Source organism: Pseudoxanthobacter sp. M-2 (assembly GCF_046156265.1).
GTDB lineage: Bacteria > Pseudomonadota > Alphaproteobacteria > Rhizobiales > Segnochrobactraceae > CAMDHY01.
On the sequence record NZ_JAWDIR010000011.1, the window covers coordinates 557,089 to 574,669 of the forward strand.

Below are 17,581 nucleotides of genomic sequence, written 5' to 3' on the forward strand. Positions count from 1 at the left end.
ACTCCCTGTTGTTGTCGTTACCGGACGAACTGGCCGCTGGCGCCGTCGATGAGGCGGTCGCCGCGCGCCTCGAAGCCGAACCACGCCGGGCCCGGCCCCTGGATCGGATGATCCGGCCGCACCACCGCCTTCAGCGCCGTGCCGCCGAGGCGGACGTCGAGGACGTGCTTCGAGCCGAGCCGCTCGACCCAGACGACGTCGCCGCGGAACGGGGTGTCGGGCGTCTCGGCCGGCGCGGCGCGCACGGCTTCCGGTCGCACGCCGAGCTCGAGGCGCGATGGCAGCGTGCGAGGAGAGGGCGCCGCGCCGGTGATCGGCAGGCGCCAGCCCGGACCGACGAGCACCGGCGCCTCCCCGGCCTCGACGCCGTCGGCGGCCAGGATGTTCATCGGCGGCTGGCCCATGAAGCGGGCGACGAAGCGGTTGGCGGGCCGATGGTAGATCTCGTCGGGCGTGCCGATCTGCTGGAAGCGGCCCTCGTGCAGCACGGCGATGCGGTCGGACAGCGACATCGCCTCGACCTGATCGTGGGTGACGTAGAGGACGGTCTGGCCGGTATCGCGATGCAGTGCCTTGAACTCGACGCGCAGCGCGATGCGGATGCGCGCGTCGAGGTTGGTCAGCGGCTCGTCGAGCATCAGCAGGCGGCTCGGCAGCGCGATCGCCCGCCCGATCGCCACCCGCTGCTGCTCGCCGCCGGAAAACGTGCGCGGATGGCGCTGCAGCACGTGGGTGACCTTCAGGAGTGCCGCGACGTCGGCAACGCGTCGGGCGATCTCGGGCTCTCCGACGCCGGCTGTGCGCAGCGGGAAGGCGATGTTTTCGAAGCCGGTGAGCGTCGGGAACAGCGCGATGTTCTGGAAGAGGAGGCTGACGCCGCGGTCGCGCGGCTCGAGCGCGGTGACGTCGCGGCCGTCGATCGCGACGCGGCCCGCCGCCGGACGATGGAGGCCGGCGATGGTCTTGAGCAGCGTCGACTTGCCGGCATTGCTCGGCCCGACGACGGTGACGAACTCGCCCCTGGCGATGTCGAGCGAAACCCCGTCGAGGGCGACGACGCCGGGGAAGGCAACGCGCAAGTCGGCGACGGAGGCAGAACCGGGCGCGGGAGCGGTCATGCGGCGCGCGCCTCCAGGCCGCGGGCGAGGATCGCGCCGGACGCTGCGTCGACGATGTGGGCGCGGGCGAGATCGAGCCGGAGGTGGACGGTGTCGCCGATGCTGGCGAAGCCGGGCGGCGTGACGACGGACAGCAGGCTGTCGCCGTAGCCGGCGTGCACGACGTGCTCGGCGCCGAGGTTCTCAACCAGCACGACGGACGCCGGCGCCGTATCGCGGCCCGCCTGGCGGAAGGCTTCGACGTCGTGCGGGCGGATGGCGAGCAGGTGGCGACCCGGGCCGGCGGCGATGCCGCTCGCGGCGAGGTCGTGCAGCGCGGTGCGCAGGCGCGGACCGCGATCGGTTGCCATCACCTCGCAGGGGAGCATGTTGATCGGCGGGTCGCCGATGAACTCGGCGACGAAGCGCGTCGCCGGGCGGTGGTAGATCTCGTCCGGCGCGCCGACCTGCAGGAGCCGTCCCTCGCTCATCACGGCGATGCGGTCGGACATCGACATCGCTTCCACCTGATCGTGGGTGACGTAGAGGACGGTCTGGCCGAGATCCCGCTGGATCTGCTTGAGCTCGCTGCGCAGCGAGGCGCGCAGCGCCGCGTCGAGGTTCGACATCGGCTCGTCGAGCAGGAGCAGGCTCGGCCGCGTCACCAGCACGCGGGCGAGCGCGACGCGCTGCATCTCGCTCATGTTGAGGCTGCCGCCGCGCCGCTTCATCAGGGGCCCGAGCTGCAGCGTCTCGGCCATCTCGTCGATGCGGGCGCGGCGCTCGCGGCGCGGCACGCCGCGCGCCTCGAGGCCGAAGGCGAGGTTCGCCTCGACGCTGAGGCGCGTGAACACCGCATAGTCCTGGAAGACGAGGCCGATGCCGCGGTGCTGCGGGGCGAGGTCGTTGATGCGCTTGCCGTCGACGAGGATGTCGCCGCTGTCGGGGGTCAGGAAGCCTGCGATCATCGCGAGCGTCGTCGACTTGCCGCAGCCGGACGGCCCCAGCAGCGACAGGAATTCGCCCGCCTCCAGCCGGAGCGTCGAGCCGCGCACCGCCTCGACGCCGTCGAAGCTCTTGCGCACGTCGCGGAGTTCGAGGCGCGGCGCCGTCACCGCTTCACCGCGCCGAACGAGAGGCCGCGCACCAGGTGCTTCTGGATCAGGTAGCCGAAGACGATCACCGGCAGGGTCGAGATCGTGCCCATCGCCGCCTGCACGCCGTAGAGCTTGCCGGAGGAGGCGGAGACGTAGTTCGCCACCTGCAGCGTCACCGTGGTGATCTTGCCGGAGGTGAGCACCAGCGCGAACAGGAACTCCGACCAGTTGAGGATGAAGATGAACAGCGCCGTCGCCAGGATGCCGCCCTTCACCAGCGGCAGCGTGACGGTGAGGAAGGCGCGGAACTGGCTCATGCCGTGCACCATCGCTGCGCCCTCGAGCTCGGCCGGTACCTCCTCGATGAAGGAGCGGATCATCCAGATCGAGAACGGCAGGGTGAACGCCGTGTAGGCGAGGATCAGGCCGAAATAGGTGTCGGAGAGGCGGAGGATGGCGAACAACGCCACCATCGGCACCACCACCGCGATCGGCGGCATCATGCGCACCGTGAGGAACTGGAACGGGTAGTTCTCGCCACCGGTGCGGAAGCGGACGATCGAGTAGGCCGACAGCGTGCCGAACACCACCGACAGCACGGTGGCGAAGGTCGAGATGATTGCCGAGTCCTGGAAGGCCTTCCAGGCGCTGCCGGAGACCTTGTAGTCGAGCGAGCCTTGCTGCGCGGCGGCGAACTCGCGGGCCGCTTCGGGGAAGAAGACGATGCGGTAGTTCTGCAGCGTCGGGTTCTCGGTGAGCCACACCGGCGGCCACGACGCCCACTCGTCGAACGGCTTGAAGGAGGTGGCGATCAGCCAGTAGATCGGGAAGAAGGCGAACACCATCGCCACGACGACGGCCGTGCGCTTCAGGATGGTGGCGGTGCGGGAGGACGTCTGCATTCCGGTCACCCGTGCCGCTTCAACGGCTTCGACAAGGCGAGGCAGATCGAGACGACGAGCACGAGCACGATCAGGGCCGCGGCGGCGATATAGCCGAAGCGGAAGTAAACGAAGGCGCCATTGTACATGTACATCGAGATCGTCTCGGTGGCGCCGCCCGGCTGGCCACGCGTCAGGATGTAGACGGCGTCGAAGATCTTGAAGGTCTCGATGGCGCGGATCAGTACTGCGATGGCGATCACCGGCATCAGCAGCGGCAGCATGATGCGGGCGAAGATGCGGGCCGGCGAGGCCCCGAGGTTGATCGCGGCGCGGATCTGGTTTTCCGGCAGGGCCACGAGGCCGGTGAGGATCAGCAGGAACATCAAAGGCGTCCACTGCCAGATCTCGGCGAGCATGATCGGCACCATCGCCCACACCGGGTGCGACAGCCACGAGAACTCGAACGGCTGGCCGATCATGAGCGTGATCAGGTGGTTGAGCGGGCCGTGCTCGTTGAACAGCATGAAGAAGGCGTTCGCCGCATCGACCGGGATGATCATCATCGGCAGGATGATGACGCTGACCGCGACCTTCTTCCACGGCCAGTCCTCGAGGAAGAGCAGCGCCAGCCCGAGCGCCAGCAGGAGCTCGACGCCGGTGCAGACGGCGACGACGAACAGCGTGCGCCAGACCGAGTTGACGAAGCGCTCATCGTACCAGAGGTCGTAGAAATTCCAGAACCAGATGATCTCGGCGTCGTACCAGGGGATGTTCTGGGTCGGCTGCCAGTCGGTGAGCGAAAGCCAGACGACGATCAGCGTCGGCACGATGACGACGGCCATGAGGGTGAGCTGCGCCGGCAGCACCAGCGCGATGTTGAACGGCAGCCAGCCGCGCCGCCGGGTCGCCGGTGCGCTGCCTGCCGAAGTCCGTCCCTCGTCGAGGGTCGATGCCATCGCTTCTGGTCCTCGAACAGGGTCCGCCTGCGCCTCGCGGCGGCGCAGGTCCGCGCCGCCGCCTCGTCACGATGTCGGCGGTCTGCTCAGGTGAGCTGGCCGCGAATATCCGGCGGGTAGATCGACTTCAGGAACAGCCACTGCACCTGCTGGCTGCGCTGGCCCATGCGGCGTGTGATGCGCTCCCAGGCCCGCGCCGTGTCGTCCAGCGCCTGCTGTGCCGTCTTGGTGCCGGCGTCGGCGGCGGCGATGTTGACGCGCAGCTCATCGAAGTACTCGCCCTGGCCCTTCAGATAGAGGTCCGGGATCGAGTTGATCATCGACTGCTTGTGCGCCGCCAGGAACTCAGGCGTGTAGACCTTGATGATCTCCGGGTCCTCGTAGTGCACGCCGCGGAACGGGTCGAAGTAGCCGGCCGGGTCGCGCACGGCGATCGTCGACATCTCCGGACTGCAGGCAAACAGCGTGAACAGGTAGGCGATCTCCGGCTCCGGCGAGACACTGGAGACGACGTAGTTCCAGCCCCAGTTGAAGTAGGGGGTGCGCAGCAGGTTGCCGTTGACCTTGCCGCCCGGCATCGAGCCGAAGGCGAGCTTGCCCTTGATCTTCGACTTGTCGGAGTTGAGGAACTTCTGGGTGCCGCCCCAGCCGATGTTGGCGTACTTGTCGCCCTCGCCGTAAGCCTCGAAATTCTCGAACAGGCCGTTGGTGCGGGCGCCGGGATAGAGGTACTGCGAGGCGGCGACGAGCTCTTCCAGCGCTGCCACGCCGGCCGGGTTGTTGATCTGCGGCGTCAGATCGTCGGCGAGCGGGAAGAAGCCCTTGGCGTGGAAGCGGCCCCACCACTCCCAGGCGATGAAGTACTGCGTGCGGAACAGTGCACCGCCGTACATGCCCTTGTCGGGACGGTGGAACCAGGCGAGCTGCGCGTCGAGCTCCTCCCAGGTGTCCGGCACCTTCAGCTCGTAGCCGTTCTTGTCCGCAAAGCCCTTCTGCTCGTCGGGATTGTCGAGCCAGGGCTTGTTGTAGAACATCAGGTAGGTGTCGCCGTCGGTCTGGTAGCCGTACAGGCTGCCCTTGTAGTAGTCGCCGATGGTGTAGAGCATGTCCTTGTTGTAGTCGGCCGGCGCGTGCTTGGTGGCGTAGTCGTCGAGGTTGACGAGGATGCCGGATTCCGCGAGGTCCGGCACGCCGAAGGTGGCCGGCAGGGCGATGTCGAAGCCGCCGGACTTGGAGACGGCCTCGAGCAGGACCTTCTGGTTGATCTCGCCCATCGGCACTTCGACGTACTCGACCTTGACGCCGGACTTCTCGGTGAAGACGTCGGCGACCGGCTTGACGTTGCCGAGCGAGCCGGACGGCTGCAGGATGCGCAGGGTCACCTGGCGGCCCTCGGCGAGCTTCTTGGCTTCCGCTGCGGCGTAGTCGGCGACACCGGCGAGGTCGCTCCCTTGCGCGAAAGCGCGCGAGCGCAGCAGGGCAGGCGAGAGAGCGTAGGCAGCGAGGCCGCCGGCTGCGGTGCCGAGAAGCGTGCGGCGATCGACGCCCGGGCGGCGGGTTCTGTCGGTCATGGTGATATCCTCCAAGCGTTCGGTCGACTGCGTTCGGACGAAACGCGACGCGCAGGCACGGGCCGGCTGCCTCTGGCGGCGGCCGGCTACTTCATGACCCGGACCTTTCCCCGGTCCTGGCCGATGAGAACGGCGATGACGACGACGGCGCCCTTGATGACCATCTGGGCGTACTGGTCGACGCCCATCAGGTTCAGGCCGTTGTCGAGAAGGGCGATGATCAGCACGCCGATCAGCGTGCGGTGGACGCCGCCGACGCCGCCGGAGAGCGAGGTGCCACCGACGACGATGGCGGCGAGCGTGTTGAGCAGCAGGTCCTGGCCGAGCGTCGGCCCGGCGGCGCCGAGGCGGGCTACCGCCAGCGCGCCGGCGAGGCCCGCCATCGCACCGGACAGCATGAAGGCGTAGAGCTTGTAGCGCTTCACCGGGATGCCGGTGGTGGCGGCAACCGCCTCGCCGCCGCCGATGATGTACATGTAGCGGCCGAAGCGGGTCTTGAAGCCGACGAGCGCCATCAGCGCCCAGAAGCCGAGTGCGAACAGGGCGATGTTCGGCACCGCCGGGATCAGCTGACCGATCGCCAGGTCCTCGAAATCGTAGGAGGTGAAGCGCAGCGCGCGCCCTTCGAGGATCGACCAGGCGGTGCCGGTGAACACAGACAACATGCCGAGCGTGACGACGAAGGACGGGATGCGGCCGATCACGAAGATCGCGCCGTTCAGCGCCCCCAGCAGGGCGCCGAAGCCGATGGCGACGAGGAGCGCGAGTGCGCCGACGTCGCCGAGATTGAGCACCTTCACCGTCACCGCGCCCACCAGGAGCACGACGGCGCCGACGCTGAGATCGATCGAGCCCATCAGCACGACGAAGGAGGCGCCGAGGCAGGCGATCAGCAAGGTGCTCGCCTGTCCGGAGATGGCCGTGAAGTTGCGGACGGTGAAGAACGCTTCGCTGGAGAGCGAGAAGATCACCACGAGCGCGAGGACGACGCCGATCGGCAGCCACAGGCCGCCGCGCAACTGCTCGCCGAGTGAGCGGTGCGCGGCCGCGCCGGCGCCGGCCGACGGTGTCGCTGCGGGTCGGACCGCCACCGCAGGTCTTCGTCCGCTGGTTTCAACCTGCGTCATGCCGCGGCCCCCCGCGGAGCGGCTTCGGCCGGGGAGGAGAGCATCAGCGCGACGAGGTGCTGCTCGCTCGGCTTCGCCTCGGCCGGCGCCGGGCACTCGGCGACGATGCGGCCATGCTGCATGATGGCGATGCGGTTCGACAGGCCGATGAGCTCGAGCAGCTCGTCGGTGATCAGCACGATGGCGATGCCCTGCTCGGCGAGCGAGCGGACGAGCGCGTAGACTTCTTGCTTGGCACCGGCGTCGATCCCGCGCGTCGGGTTGTCGAGGATGAGAACCTTCAGCTCGCGGCAGAGCCAGCGGGCGAGCACGACCTTCTGCTGGTTGCCGCCCGACAGCGTCCGGCACTCGGCGAGGGGTCCGCGCGCCTTGATCCCGAGCCGGGCGATCGAGCGCTCGGCCACCTCGATCTCTCGCGCCGAGCGCCAGAGGCCGAGGGCATTCGAGAAGAGGTCGCCGCCGCTCGCCATCGAGATGTTCCAGGCGACGGGAAAGGCGGCGATCATGCCGTCCTGCAGCCGCTCGGCCGGCACGTAGCCGAGGCCCTCGGCGATCAGCGCCTGGATGTCGGGGCGGCGCGCCTCTCCGGTGCCAACCCGCACGGTGCCGCTGTCCGGCCGCACGACGCCGGCGAGCCCCATGCCGAGCTCCGACTTGCCGGACTTGAGCAGCCCGCCGATGCCGAGCACCTCGCCGGCCCGCACGTCGAGCGAGACGTCGTCATAGGCGCCAGCCAGTGTCAGGCCGGCCGCGGAGAAGGCGACGGCGCCACCCTCCACGAGCTGCCGAGCCTCGCCGTAGTAGTCGACGTCGCGGTCGCGCCCGACCATCAGCGCGTGCAGGGACCGCTCGCTCGCCGCAGCCGGATCGACGCGGGCGACGACTCCGCCGTCCTTGAACACGACGATGTCGTCGCAGACGTCGATCACTTCGGTCAGCCGGTGCGAGACGAACACCACCGAGGCGAAGGCGCGCAGCCGGTCGAGCAGGCGGGAGAAGATCTCCTCGTCGCCCTTTTCGAGCGAGGCGGTGGGCTCGTCGAGCAGCACGATCGGGGTCGCCGCGCCGACCACGCGGACCGGCACGAAGCAGGCCCGCGCGATCTCGATCAGCTGCCGCTTCGAGAAGGAGTAGTCCGATGTCGTCCGGCGCACGTCGACGCCGATGCCGGCCTCGTCGCAGATCGACTGGGCGAGCTCGATCATCGCGCGCCGCTTCACGACCTGGCCGAAGTGGACGAAGCGGCCCTCGTGGGACAGCAGGATGTTCTCGTAGACGGCGATGTTGGGGATCAGCGCCTGTTCCTGGAACACCCGCGACATGCCGGCCGCCGATGCCTCGGCGAAGCTCGCCGGGGCGAACGGCCGCCCGGCGAGCGTCATCGCCCCGGCATCGGGGGCGACGAGACCGGAGATGATGTTGAGCAGCGTCGACTTGCCGGCACCGTTCTCGCCGACGATGCCGGTCACCCGGTTCGCGCCGAGATCGAGATCGACCGACCCGAGGACGGCCGTCGAGCCGAAGCTCTTCGACACGCCCCGGAGTTCGAGCAGCGCGGCTTGCATCATCGTCGCCCCGGGCCGCCGCCCTCAGCCCTTCATCGGCGATGGGCCGAGCAGGGGGGTCTTGTAGTGGGCCGCATACTCAGCGCGCACGGCCTCGGCCTCGCCGTCCTTGCGGCTGTCGACATAGGCCTTCGGATAGTCCCAGCCGTCGGGTTTCGGGATGCCGCCCCACTCGAGGTCGATGTCCATAGGGAAGAGGTCGGCCTGCGGGTCCCAGTCGTCCGGGTGCAGGACTTTCGACATCTTCTTGTAGTCGAAGGGCGGGACGTCGCCGTTGTCGACATAACGCGCCAGGTAGGCGTCGACGTTGTCCTTCGTCATGGTGATCGAGCGCCAGCTCATCATCCGCTCGGCCGCCTTCGGGCGCCAGCCGTTGAGGACGTCGTAGAGCCGCGACGACAACAGGCCGCCCATGTACTGGGGGACGTTGGCGCTGGTGGCGAGCAGCACGCCGCGCTTGATCATCTCGGCGCCGCCGCTGGTGCCGTCGGCACCGCAGACGAAGACGTCCTCGCCCGGCTTGTAGCCGGCCGCCCTGAGCGCGGCGATGCAGCCGTCGGCGACGTCGTCGTTCTGGGCGATGACGCCGCGCAGCTTTGGGAAGCGCGAGATCAGGTCCTCCATCGCCTTCTGGGAATCCTCGCGGTTCCACTTGCCCGGCAGTTCGCCGGCGAGCGTGATCTGCGGGAATTCCTTGATGGCGGCGTCGCGGCCGCGCGAGCGGATGAGGTCGGTCGAGTTGCCGGAAACGCCGGTGACGCCCACCACCTCGCCGCCGCCGAACGCCGCCATGATCGCCTTGCAGACCTCGGCGGTGACGTCCTTGTGCGCCGAGAACTCCTCCGGCACGGCGTAGAGCGTGTAGTAGTCGCCTGCATCGAACGGCGTGAACCAGGGGAGCGTGCCCCAGGTGTTGTCGAACCAGACCTTGTTCTGGTTGGCGAGCTCGGCGATGCGGCGGATCGAGCCGCCGTCCGGGGCGTGCAGCATCACGCCGTTGACGCCCGCGGCCACCTGCTGCTCGAACTGGTCGAGCTGGCGGCCGCTGTCGAGCTGGCCATCGACGGACTCGATGCCGAGGCCGAACACCTCCGCCGCCTCCTGGGCGCCGGCGTCGGCGTTCGCCACGTATTCGAGGCGGAGCGTCATCATCAGGTGGGCGATCTTGTTCTTGGTGTCGGCGAGCGCCACGCCGGGGAAGCCGAACGACAGGCCGGTGCCGAGTGCGACGGCGCCCGCCGAGGCGGTCGCCAGGAACTGCCGGCGCGACACGCCGGTGAGGCCGAGCCGCTCCATGTGGGCATCGACCACCGACTTCTTCTCGTAGTCGGGGAACCAGCGCGGGTTGAGTTTCTTGGTCATGACGTCCTCCGAAAACCGGGGCACCGATGGATGTTCTTTTCCTGCGGGGGGTGCTCGCGCCGCTCAGCTCCAGTCTTTGCTGCGGCGCGCCTCGTACTCCTCGACGGCGAAGTCCCGCCCCTTGGCGGTGGCGACGAACTTGATCTTGCCGTCGTCGCGCACACGCTCCACGGCACCGTCCTCGATGTGCCAGACGAGATGGGTCTGCACGCAGCACTCGGCGTAGCAGCGGCGCATCCCGAGGCCGGTGAAAACCGGGTAGTCGAGCTCGGACTTCACCGGCATGACCTCGGCGACGAGGTCCGTCGTGGTCATCGGCCGGCCCTCGCGCTGCAGCACGAACGGAATGCGGAACCGGGTGTCTCGCTGCTGCTGGCGCATGTGGTTGAGGCGGCGGAAGGCGCTCGCCTCCGAGAAGGCGCACAGTCCGTGCCCCTCCAGCAGCATCTGCGGCTTGAGGTCGATGCAGCGCTGGATGGTGTCGGTGTGCGCCTTTGCGTTGCCGATCGGGTAGGGGCCGAGCGGCGAGGGGTAGTGCAGGATGTCGGCGCTGTAGAGTGTGCCGTTCTTCGGGTTGTAGACGCCGACCTGACCGGCCGCATGTCCCGGAAGATCGATGACCTCCAGCTTCAGCCCGCCGACCTCGAGGATATCGCCGCCCCTCACCTCCGTGTCGACTTCGACCGGAAAGTTCCAGTACTTGGCGATAATGCTCGGATCGGAGAGGCCGAGGCTCTCGCCCGGCTTCAGGTTGAAGTCCGCCAGCACCTGCTCCGGCGTCATCCCGAACCGTGTGATGTTGTCCGCCCGTGTCACGATGAACGGGTCTTCGATGATCGGTCGCTCCAGCGGATGCGCCAGCACCTTGGCGCCGTAGCGCTTCTTCAGCTCGGCGGCGTTGCCGACATGGTCGTAGTGGCTGTGCGTGATGAAGATGTACTTGAGCGGATTCTTCTCGCGATCGAGTTTGTCGATGAGGAAATCGCCCATGCTGTTGTCGAACTCCGGCAACGACCAGTTGCCGGTGTCGATAAGCATGTTCTCGCCCTGGCCGCGGATGAGATAGACCGCGCCCTGTACGTAGCCGTCGAGTTCGTCGTCTGCCCACGGGCCGTGAACTCCGGGAATGGCCCAGCCGTCGGGTGTCTCGGCGAAGAAGAAGATCATCCAGGGTCCCTCACTGGCCGGCGCGCACGGCAGCCGTGTTCGGCTGCGTGACTTCTGCCGCGTAGCGGTCGTGGCGGGTGTGGCAGGTGATGGCGTGGGCGAGCATGCCCTCGGCCTCGCAGATGCGCGCCATCGTGGGCGCGATCGCGAAGCTCGCCTTGCGGGTCAACCGCTGGTACGTGACGGTCTTGATGAACTTGCCAACCCACAGGCCGCCGGTGTAGCGGGCGGCGCGGCCGGTCGGCAGCGTGTGGTTGGTGCCGACGCCCTTGTCGCCATAGGCAACCGTCGCCTCCTCGCCCACGAACAGGCTGCCGTAGTTCTTCAGCCGCGCGAGGTAGTAGTCGTCACGGCGGGTCTGAATTTCGAGGTGTTCCGGCGCGTAAACGTCGCTCACGGCGATCGCCTCGTCGTCGTCGGCGACTATCACGACCTCGCCGCGCTGGCGCCAGGCGGCGCCGGCCATCTCGCGTGTCGGCAGCGTCAGGAGTTGCCGCTCGATCTCGGCGATGACCGCCCGACCGAACGCTTCCGACGTGGTGACGAGCCAGGCGGGGCTGTCGGGGCCGTGCTCGGCCTGGCCGAGCAGATCGGTCGCCACCAGCGCCGCATCGGCACTGTCATCTGCGATGATGAGGATCTCCGTGGGGCCGGCCGGCAGGTCGATGCCGACCTCGCCGAACAGCTGCCGCTTCGCCTCGGCGACGAAGGCGTTGCCGGGGCCGGTGATCATGTCGACCGGTCGCATGCCGACCCGGCCGAACACCATCGAGGCCATCGCCTGCACGCCGCCGATGCAGAAGATCTCGTCGGCGCCCGCCGTATGGAGGGCATAGAGCGTGTGCGGGAAGATCCCGTCGGCGTCGCGCGGCGGCGCGCATCCGATGATTTGCCCGACTTCTGCGATCTTCGCCGTCCCCACGCTCATGATGGCGGCGGAAATCAGCGGATACTTGCCGCCCGGGATGTAGCAGCCGACCGTTTCGATCGGAATGAGCTTCTGGCCGACGACGATGCCGTCGTCGATCTCCGCCTCGAATTCACCGAGGGAGTCCCGCTGCCGCCGGGCGAACGCCTGGACGTTGCGCAGGCAGACGCCGAAGTCGTCCTTGAAGGTTTCCGGCAGGCGAGAGGAGACGGCCCGGATGCGATCCGGTGGCACGCGAAACTCGGCCGAGTCCCAACGGTCCAGCCGCTCGGCATAGCGCCGCACCGCCGCGTCGCCCTCGATGCGGATGGCATCGATCATCTCGCGGACCGTCCGCTCGACACTCTCGCGGCCACTGTCGCGGGGGGCATCCGCACGCTTCAGGTACTTCGGCATTCGCCCTCCCGTGGCGTTCGCGGCCGTCCGCTCGAAGCCCCACGCAGCGCAAGCAGCGCCACGCGCAGTGGGAGTTCGATCCGCTGTATGAAACCGCTTTCATATCGGGGCGCGGACGAAGCCGGCCGTTGGGAGGGATGCTACTGTCTACTCGCTGCCACGGTCAAGAGTGACTTTGCGATGGGCCCATAATTCTTCCAATCACGAAGTTAGTCTGCTGGATTTGCTGCAGTGCAGAATGAAAACGGTTTCAGTTGCAGCAGGGCCGGGCGATCCGCTAACGTTGAGGGATCACGCGACGGAGCGAGCATGAGCGGTCCACGAGGCGAGTCGGCCAGCCAGCGCCGCGCGACGATGCGGGAGATCGCGGAGGAGGCCGGCGTCTCGCTCGCCACCGTCTCCCGCGTGCTGAACCAGCCCGATCTCGTTGCCCGCGCCACGCTGGAGGCCGTCGAGGCGGTCATCAAGCGCCGCCATTTCGTCTCGCACGGCGCGGCGATGTCGATGGTGTCGAACCGGTCGATGACGATCGGCCTGATCATTCCGACGATCACGAACTCGATCTACGCGTCGTCGACGCAGGCGATCCAGAATGTCGCGCAGCAGGCCGGCTACACCGTTCTGCTCGGCGTCAGCGACTTCGACGGTCGCAGCGAGGAGAAGCTGATCCGGCAGTTGCTGGGCCGCCGCGTCGACGGGCTGATCCTGACCGGGGGAGGGCGATCCGCCGACATCTACGAGATGCTGCGCCACAACGACGTGCCGCACGTGCTCACCTGGAAGCTGACCGACGAGGCGGCCTGTCCGTGCGTATCGTTCGACAACTATCGTGCCGGCGAGATCGCCATGCAGCACCTGCTCGACCTCGGCCATCGCCGCATCGGCCTCGTCTGCGGGCGCAGTGCCGTCAACGACCGGGCCCGCGAGCGCCGGCGCGCCTATGAGGACGCGCTGCGGCGCGCCGGCATTGCCTTCGATCCGGACCTCGTCTTCGAGCGCGATTTCGACTTCATCGAGGGGCGGGCGGCGATGCATCACATGCTGAACGGCACCGAGCCGCCGAGCGCGGTCTTCTGCGCCAACGACATCCAGGCAATCGGCGCGCTGACGGAGTGCCTCGATGCCGGGCTCCGCGTGCCGGGTGACATCTCCATCATCGGTTTCGACGATCTGCCGGTGACGCAATACATGCGCCCACAACTGACCACCGTGCGCGTGCCAGCCAAGCGCATGGGCCATCTGGCCGCCAAGAAGCTCTTGGAGTGGATCGCCACCCGACAGGCTCCCGGCAGCGCCGAGCTGCCCGTCGAGTTGATCGTCCGCGGCACAACCGGGGTGGCGCCGCAGCGGTGACCGGCGGCGTCGCGCCGGTGTCTTTCGCCCCGCCGCTCCGCACTCAGACCCGGGTGGGGCGCTCTGGTCCGCCCCGGTGCCTCACGACTGCGCGGCGCGGCGTTCTGCCGGGCGGTAGTCGTTGGCGATGGTTTCGCCGAACGGGCCCGTGTTGACAGGCTGGCGGCGGCGCGCCGTCGGCGTCGAGAGCGGCAGCAGCGGCAGCACGAGTTCGCCGAACCGCCATGCCTCCTCGAGGTGGGGGTAGCCGGAGAGGATGAAGGTGTCGACGCCGAGATCGGCGTACTCGCGCATCCGCGCGGCCACCGTCTCCGGATCGCCGACCAGCGCCGTGCCGGCGCCACCGCGCACGAGGCCGACGCCGGCCCACAGGTTGGGGCTGACCTCGAGCTTGTCGCGGCGGCCGCCGTGCAGGGCGGCCATGCGGCGCTGGCCTTCCGAATCCATGCGCGAGAACACCTTCTGGGCAGCGGCGATGGTGTCGTCGTCGAGATAGCGGATGAGGGTGTCGGCGGCGTCCCACGCCTCCCGCGTTGTCTCGCGGACGATGACGTGCAGGCGGATGCCGAACGTCACCTTGCGGCCGCGGGCCTCGGCGAGCTTGCGGACGGTCGCGACCTTGGCGGCCACGTCGGCCGGAGGCTCGCCCCAGGTCAGGTACTTGTCGACGTGCTCGGCGGCGACCGCGTTGGCGGCCTCCGACGAACCGCCGAAATAGAGCGGCGGGTAGGGGCGCTGCACCGGCTCGAACAGCATCCGGCCATCCTCGATGTGGATGTGCTTGCCGGTGTACTCGACCGTCTCGCCGGACAAGAGCGCGCGGTAGACGGTGAGGAACTCGTCCGTCACCTCGTAGCGCTCGCTGTGGCTGAGGAAGATGCCATCGCCCTTGTTCTCCTGCGGATCGCCGCCGGTGACGACGTTGATGAGGAGGCGGCCGTTGGAGATGCGGTCGAGGGTCGCCGTCATGCGGGCGGCCATCGTCGGCGACTGCAGGCCGGGACGGACGGCGACCAGGAATCGCAGTCGCTCGGTGAGGGGCGCCAGCGCCGAGGCCACGACCCAGGAGTCCTCGCAGCTGCGGCCGGTCGGCAGGAGCACGCCGAAATAGCCGAGGCTGTCGGCCGCCTGCGCCACCTGCTTCAGATAGGCGAGGTCGACGGGCCGGCCGCCGACCGACGTGCCGAGATAGCGGCCGTCGCCGTGCGTCGGCAGGAACCAGAGAACGTTCATCGGGTCGTCGGTGTGTGTGGTCACGCTCGAGTCCCTCGTACAGGCGCCGGCGCAAGCGCTGGCGGCAGATGCGGCGTTGATCCGCTGCGCCTGGGTTTGCATCAGGTGACGGGTCGGTCGCCGGTATCGGAGCAGCCGCCGTGCCAAGCGGCGGGGTCAAGGAACTCAAGAGCTTGGCACGCCCGTCGCCGACGAAGGGGGCGGCGATGCAGCAGCCGATCGACGCTGCTGTCGGGTTTGCACCAGGGCTCTGATCAATCTCTGTTCCTCAATCGGCGGCTGGCAACCGGGTGAGGGCCTCCAGCAGCGTCGACGGATCGAGGCATGCCGCTGTCCAACCGGCGCAGGCACAGCGCACCCGACGCTGGCGGTCCAGCAGCAGCGCCGCCGGCATCGGTAGGTCGTAGCTCTGCTCGCCGTTCCAGGACGCCAGCCGGACGCCGCGATCCCGGACGATGCGCCTGAGCGGCAGCGGCACCTTGAAGACGATGCCGAGCGACTTGGTGAACCGGCACATGTGGTCGATCGCCACCGGAAAGCCGATGCCGGTCGCGGCGATGGTCCGCCGCGCCTGGAAGGGCGTCTCCGGCGTCACGGCGCAAAGCACCGTTGCCGAGGCGCCGAACGCCTCGCGGGCGGAATCGAAGCGGACGAGGGCCGCGCGCGCCGTCGCAGACCAGCCCCCGGGGTAGAACAGCAGCACGAGGCGCTGGTCGGCTGTCCGCGCGGCGAGATCGAACGGCACGTCGTCGGGAGACTCCAGCACCGGCAGATGAACCACGCGCCCGCGATAGAGGCCGGCCCGCGGATCGAGGCCGTGCTCGCGATCGACGAGGAAGGTGTCGAGCTCCGGCAACGGCACTGCCGGGGCGCCCACCGCGCCGGGGGCTGACCGTCCTTGAGTCGCACGCGCTGCCATTGCCATCGGCCGGCCGGATCCCGTTGGCGCCCATATCGCGGAAGAGGGCAGATTTTTCCCCCCATATCGCGGGAACGTCAATACACGATCTATCTGATCAACATTATCGTCTTTAGGCTATGCAGCATCCGATTTGCCGACGGTTGCGACGCAGCCGCGCGGCCCAGGAGCCACCCTGTCCATGACCATTCCGTCCGTCCTCGGCATCTCCGGCAGCGTGACTCGACCGTCGCGGACGACGACGCTCGTTTCCGCCGTCCTCGACGCGATCACCGCCCGAACGCCCGTCCGGCCCCGCCTCGTCGAACTGGTCGACGCCGGACCCACGCTGTTCTCCGCGCTCACATCGGACAAGCTTCAGGGATCCGCCGCGGAGATCGTTCGTGCCGTCGAGACCGCGGACGTGCTCGTCGTCGGCACGCCGGTCTATCGCGCCTCCTACACCGGTGCGCTCAAGCACCTCTTCGATCTCATCCGTTACGACGCGCTGGTGGGAAAGCCCGTCGTGCTGCTCGCCACCGGCGGCACGCCCCTGCACGGGCTCGTTGCCGAGCATCAGCTGCGGCCGCTCTTCGGCTACTTCAACACGCTGACCGTGCCGACGACGATCTATGCCGTCGAGACGGACTTCCGCGACTATCGCCTGGTCAATCCCGCCATCGCCGATCGCATCGACCGCGTCGTCACCGAGGTTGTGACGCTGCTGGGGGCCGATACGGCAACCGCGTTCGGTCCGGCCGCCGCCGCCCACAATCTTCCCGCCGCCCTCTCGGCCTGAGCGCGCCGACAGATCGGAGCAGATCCATGACCCTCCATGCCTTGCCGACCGCCGCACCCGCCCCGCTGAAATTCGCCTACTGGGTGCCGAACGTCTCCGGCGGCCTCGTCGTCTCGAAGATCCCGCAGCGCACCGACTGGGGGCTCGAGTACAACATCAAGCTCGCCCGCATCGCCGAGCGCGTCGGGTTCGACTACGCGCTGTCGCAGATCCGCTTCATCGGCAGCTACGGCGCCGAATACCAGCACGAGTCGACGACGTTCTCGACGGCGATCCTTGCCAACACGACGACGCTGAAGGTGATCGCGGCGATCCTGCCCGGTCCCTGGCACCCCCACGTCATCGCCAAGCTCGGGGCCACGGCCGATCAGATCTTCGACGGACGCTGGGCGATCAACGTCGTCAGCGGCTGGTTCGCCGGCGAGTACGAGGCGCTCGGGCTGCCGTGGCTCGAGCATGACGAGCGCTACCGCCGCTCGCGCGAGTTCATCGAGGTTGTCAAAGGCATTTGGACGAAAGACAATTTCAACTACGCCGGCAAGTATTACTCGGCGCACGACTTCACCTTGAAGCCAAAGCCATTGCAGTCGCCGCATCCGGAGATCTTCCAGGGCGGCAACTCGCGGGCGGCGAGAGAGAACGCCGGCGCTGTCTCCGATTGGTACTTCATGAACGGCAACACGCCGGAAGGCCACAAGGAGCAGATCGACGACGTCCGCTCGATCGCCGCCCGCCACGGCCGCACGGTCCGCTTCGGGGCGAACGCCTTCATCATCGCCCGCGAGACGGAGAAGGAGGCGAAGGCCGAGCTCGAGCGCATCGTCGAGCAGGCCGACCCGGAAGCGGTCAACGCCTTCGGCGGTGCCGTGAAGCAGGCCGGGCAGGCCTCGCCGGAGCGCAAGGGGATGTGGCAGGACTCCACGTTCCGTGATCTCATCCAGTACAATGACGGCTTCCGCACCAACCTGATCGGCACGCCCGAACAGATCGCCGAGCGCATCGTCGCGCTGAAGAAGATCGGCGTGAACCTGATCTTGGGTGGCTTCCTGCACTTCCAGGAAGAGGTCGAGTTCTTCGGCGAGCGGGTCCTGCCGCTGGTGCGCGAGCTCGAAGCCGCCGTGCTGCCGGCCGAAGCCGCCGCCTGACAT

15 protein-coding genes are annotated in these 17,581 nt (G+C 68.2%); 3 read left to right on the plus strand and 12 right to left on the minus strand.

Annotated features, from left to right (window positions below; translation table 11 throughout):
* Positions 1 to 17 precede the first annotated feature (17 nt).
* The 10 genes from RUR49_RS07650 to hisD all read right to left on the minus strand — a co-directional run bounded on the left by RUR49_RS07650 (position 18) and on the right by hisD (position 12,150).
* A complete protein-coding gene (locus RUR49_RS07650; protein ID WP_409145777.1) occupies positions 18 to 1,118 on the minus strand; it encodes an ABC transporter ATP-binding protein in 1,101 nt (366 codons plus the stop codon).
* Entirely contained in the window at positions 1,115 to 2,212 is a 1,098-nt protein-coding gene (locus RUR49_RS07655; protein WP_409145778.1) for an ABC transporter ATP-binding protein, read from the minus strand. The genes RUR49_RS07650 and RUR49_RS07655 overlap by 4 nt, the downstream gene beginning before the upstream one ends.
* Positions 2,209 to 3,096, minus strand: a complete 888-nt coding sequence (locus RUR49_RS07660) for a carbohydrate ABC transporter permease (protein WP_409145779.1) — start codon at positions 3,094 to 3,096, stop codon at positions 2,209 to 2,211. Before RUR49_RS07660 ends, RUR49_RS07655 begins: the two co-directional genes overlap by 4 nt.
* Positions 3,097 to 3,101: 5 nt before the next feature.
* Positions 3,102 to 4,034 carry a carbohydrate ABC transporter permease gene (locus RUR49_RS07665; RefSeq protein ID WP_409145780.1) on the minus strand — a complete coding sequence of 311 codons (933 nt, stop codon included), beginning with the start codon at positions 4,032 to 4,034 and terminating at the stop codon, positions 3,102 to 3,104.
* Between the two features lie 86 nt (positions 4,035 to 4,120).
* Complete coding sequence (locus RUR49_RS07670; RefSeq protein WP_409145781.1) at positions 4,121 to 5,605, minus strand: extracellular solute-binding protein; 1,485 nt, start codon at positions 5,603 to 5,605, stop codon at positions 4,121 to 4,123.
* Positions 5,606 to 5,691: 86 nt separating this feature from the next.
* Entirely contained in the window at positions 5,692 to 6,696 is a 1,005-nt protein-coding gene (locus RUR49_RS07675) for an ABC transporter permease (RefSeq protein ID WP_409145782.1), read from the minus strand.
* Between the two features lie 32 nt (positions 6,697 to 6,728).
* Entirely contained in the window at positions 6,729 to 8,300 is a 1,572-nt protein-coding gene (locus RUR49_RS07680; RefSeq protein ID WP_409145783.1) for a sugar ABC transporter ATP-binding protein, read from the minus strand.
* Positions 8,301 to 8,321: 21 nt separating this feature from the next.
* Positions 8,322 to 9,659 (minus strand): substrate-binding domain-containing protein, encoded by a 1,338-nt coding sequence (locus tag RUR49_RS07685; protein WP_409145784.1) that lies wholly within the window; start codon positions 9,657 to 9,659, stop codon positions 8,322 to 8,324.
* A 63-nt stretch (positions 9,660 to 9,722) separates the two neighbouring features.
* Entirely contained in the window at positions 9,723 to 10,826 is a 1,104-nt protein-coding gene (locus tag RUR49_RS07690) for an MBL fold metallo-hydrolase (RefSeq protein WP_409145785.1), read from the minus strand.
* A 10-nt stretch (positions 10,827 to 10,836) separates the two neighbouring features.
* Complete coding sequence (gene hisD, locus RUR49_RS07695; protein ID WP_409145786.1) at positions 10,837 to 12,150, minus strand: histidinol dehydrogenase; 1,314 nt, start codon at positions 12,148 to 12,150, stop codon at positions 10,837 to 10,839.
* A 309-nt stretch (positions 12,151 to 12,459) separates the two neighbouring features.
* Between hisD and RUR49_RS07700 the strand changes: the two genes are divergently transcribed.
* The gene (locus tag RUR49_RS07700) at positions 12,460 to 13,503 is read left to right on the plus strand and encodes a LacI family DNA-binding transcriptional regulator (RefSeq protein WP_409145787.1); all 1,044 of its coding nucleotides are present in this window, start codon (positions 12,460 to 12,462) and stop codon (positions 13,501 to 13,503) included.
* Positions 13,504 to 13,584: 81 nt separating this feature from the next.
* Here RUR49_RS07700 and ssuD read toward each other — a convergent pair whose 3' ends face one another.
* Together ssuD and RUR49_RS07710 are read right to left on the minus strand one after the other, a co-directional pair.
* Complete coding sequence (ssuD, locus tag RUR49_RS07705) at positions 13,585 to 14,736, minus strand: FMNH2-dependent alkanesulfonate monooxygenase (RefSeq protein ID WP_409146350.1); 1,152 nt, start codon at positions 14,734 to 14,736, stop codon at positions 13,585 to 13,587.
* A 268-nt stretch (positions 14,737 to 15,004) separates the two neighbouring features.
* Positions 15,005 to 15,598: a redoxin domain-containing protein gene (locus RUR49_RS07710; RefSeq protein WP_409145788.1), complete on the minus strand. Its 594-nt coding sequence runs from the start codon at positions 15,596 to 15,598 to the stop codon at positions 15,005 to 15,007.
* 238 nt (positions 15,599 to 15,836) lie between these two features.
* Between RUR49_RS07710 and msuE the strand changes: the two genes are divergently transcribed.
* A complete protein-coding gene (gene msuE, locus RUR49_RS07715) occupies positions 15,837 to 16,433 on the plus strand; it encodes an FMN reductase (protein WP_409145789.1) in 597 nt (198 codons plus the stop codon).
* A gap of 26 nt (positions 16,434 to 16,459) precedes the next feature.
* Positions 16,460 to 17,578 carry a dimethylsulfone monooxygenase SfnG gene (gene sfnG, locus RUR49_RS07720; RefSeq protein WP_409145790.1) on the plus strand — a complete coding sequence of 373 codons (1,119 nt, stop codon included), beginning with the start codon at positions 16,460 to 16,462 and terminating at the stop codon, positions 17,576 to 17,578.
* Positions 17,579 to 17,581 lie beyond the last annotated feature (3 nt).

Coding starts and splice junctions, on each gene's coding strand:
- RUR49_RS07680 (WP_409145783.1), bottom strand. CDS start 8,300: ATGATGCAAGCCGCGCTGCTCGAACTCCGGGGCGTGTCGAAGAGCTTC.
- RUR49_RS07685 (WP_409145784.1), bottom strand. CDS start 9,659: ATGACCAAGAAACTCAACCCGCGCTGGTTCCCCGACTACGAGAAGAAG.
- RUR49_RS07665 (WP_409145780.1), bottom strand. CDS start 4,034: ATGGCATCGACCCTCGACGAGGGACGGACTTCGGCAGGCAGCGCACCG.
- RUR49_RS07660 (WP_409145779.1), bottom strand. CDS start 3,096: ATGCAGACGTCCTCCCGCACCGCCACCATCCTGAAGCGCACGGCCGTC.
- RUR49_RS07670 (WP_409145781.1), bottom strand. CDS start 5,605: ATGACCGACAGAACCCGCCGCCCGGGCGTCGATCGCCGCACGCTTCTC.
- RUR49_RS07690 (WP_409145785.1), bottom strand. CDS start 10,826: ATGATCTTCTTCTTCGCCGAGACACCCGACGGCTGGGCCATTCCCGGA.
- hisD (WP_409145786.1), bottom strand. CDS start 12,150: ATGCCGAAGTACCTGAAGCGTGCGGATGCCCCCCGCGACAGTGGCCGC.
- msuE (WP_409145789.1), top strand. CDS start 15,837: ATGACCATTCCGTCCGTCCTCGGCATCTCCGGCAGCGTGACTCGACCG.
- sfnG (WP_409145790.1), top strand. CDS start 16,460: ATGACCCTCCATGCCTTGCCGACCGCCGCACCCGCCCCGCTGAAATTC.
- RUR49_RS07650 (WP_409145777.1), bottom strand. CDS start 1,118: ATGACCGCTCCCGCGCCCGGTTCTGCCTCCGTCGCCGACTTGCGCGTT.
- RUR49_RS07700 (WP_409145787.1), top strand. CDS start 12,460: ATGAGCGGTCCACGAGGCGAGTCGGCCAGCCAGCGCCGCGCGACGATG.
- ssuD (WP_409146350.1), bottom strand. CDS start 14,736: ATGAACGTTCTCTGGTTCCTGCCGACGCACGGCGACGGCCGCTATCTC.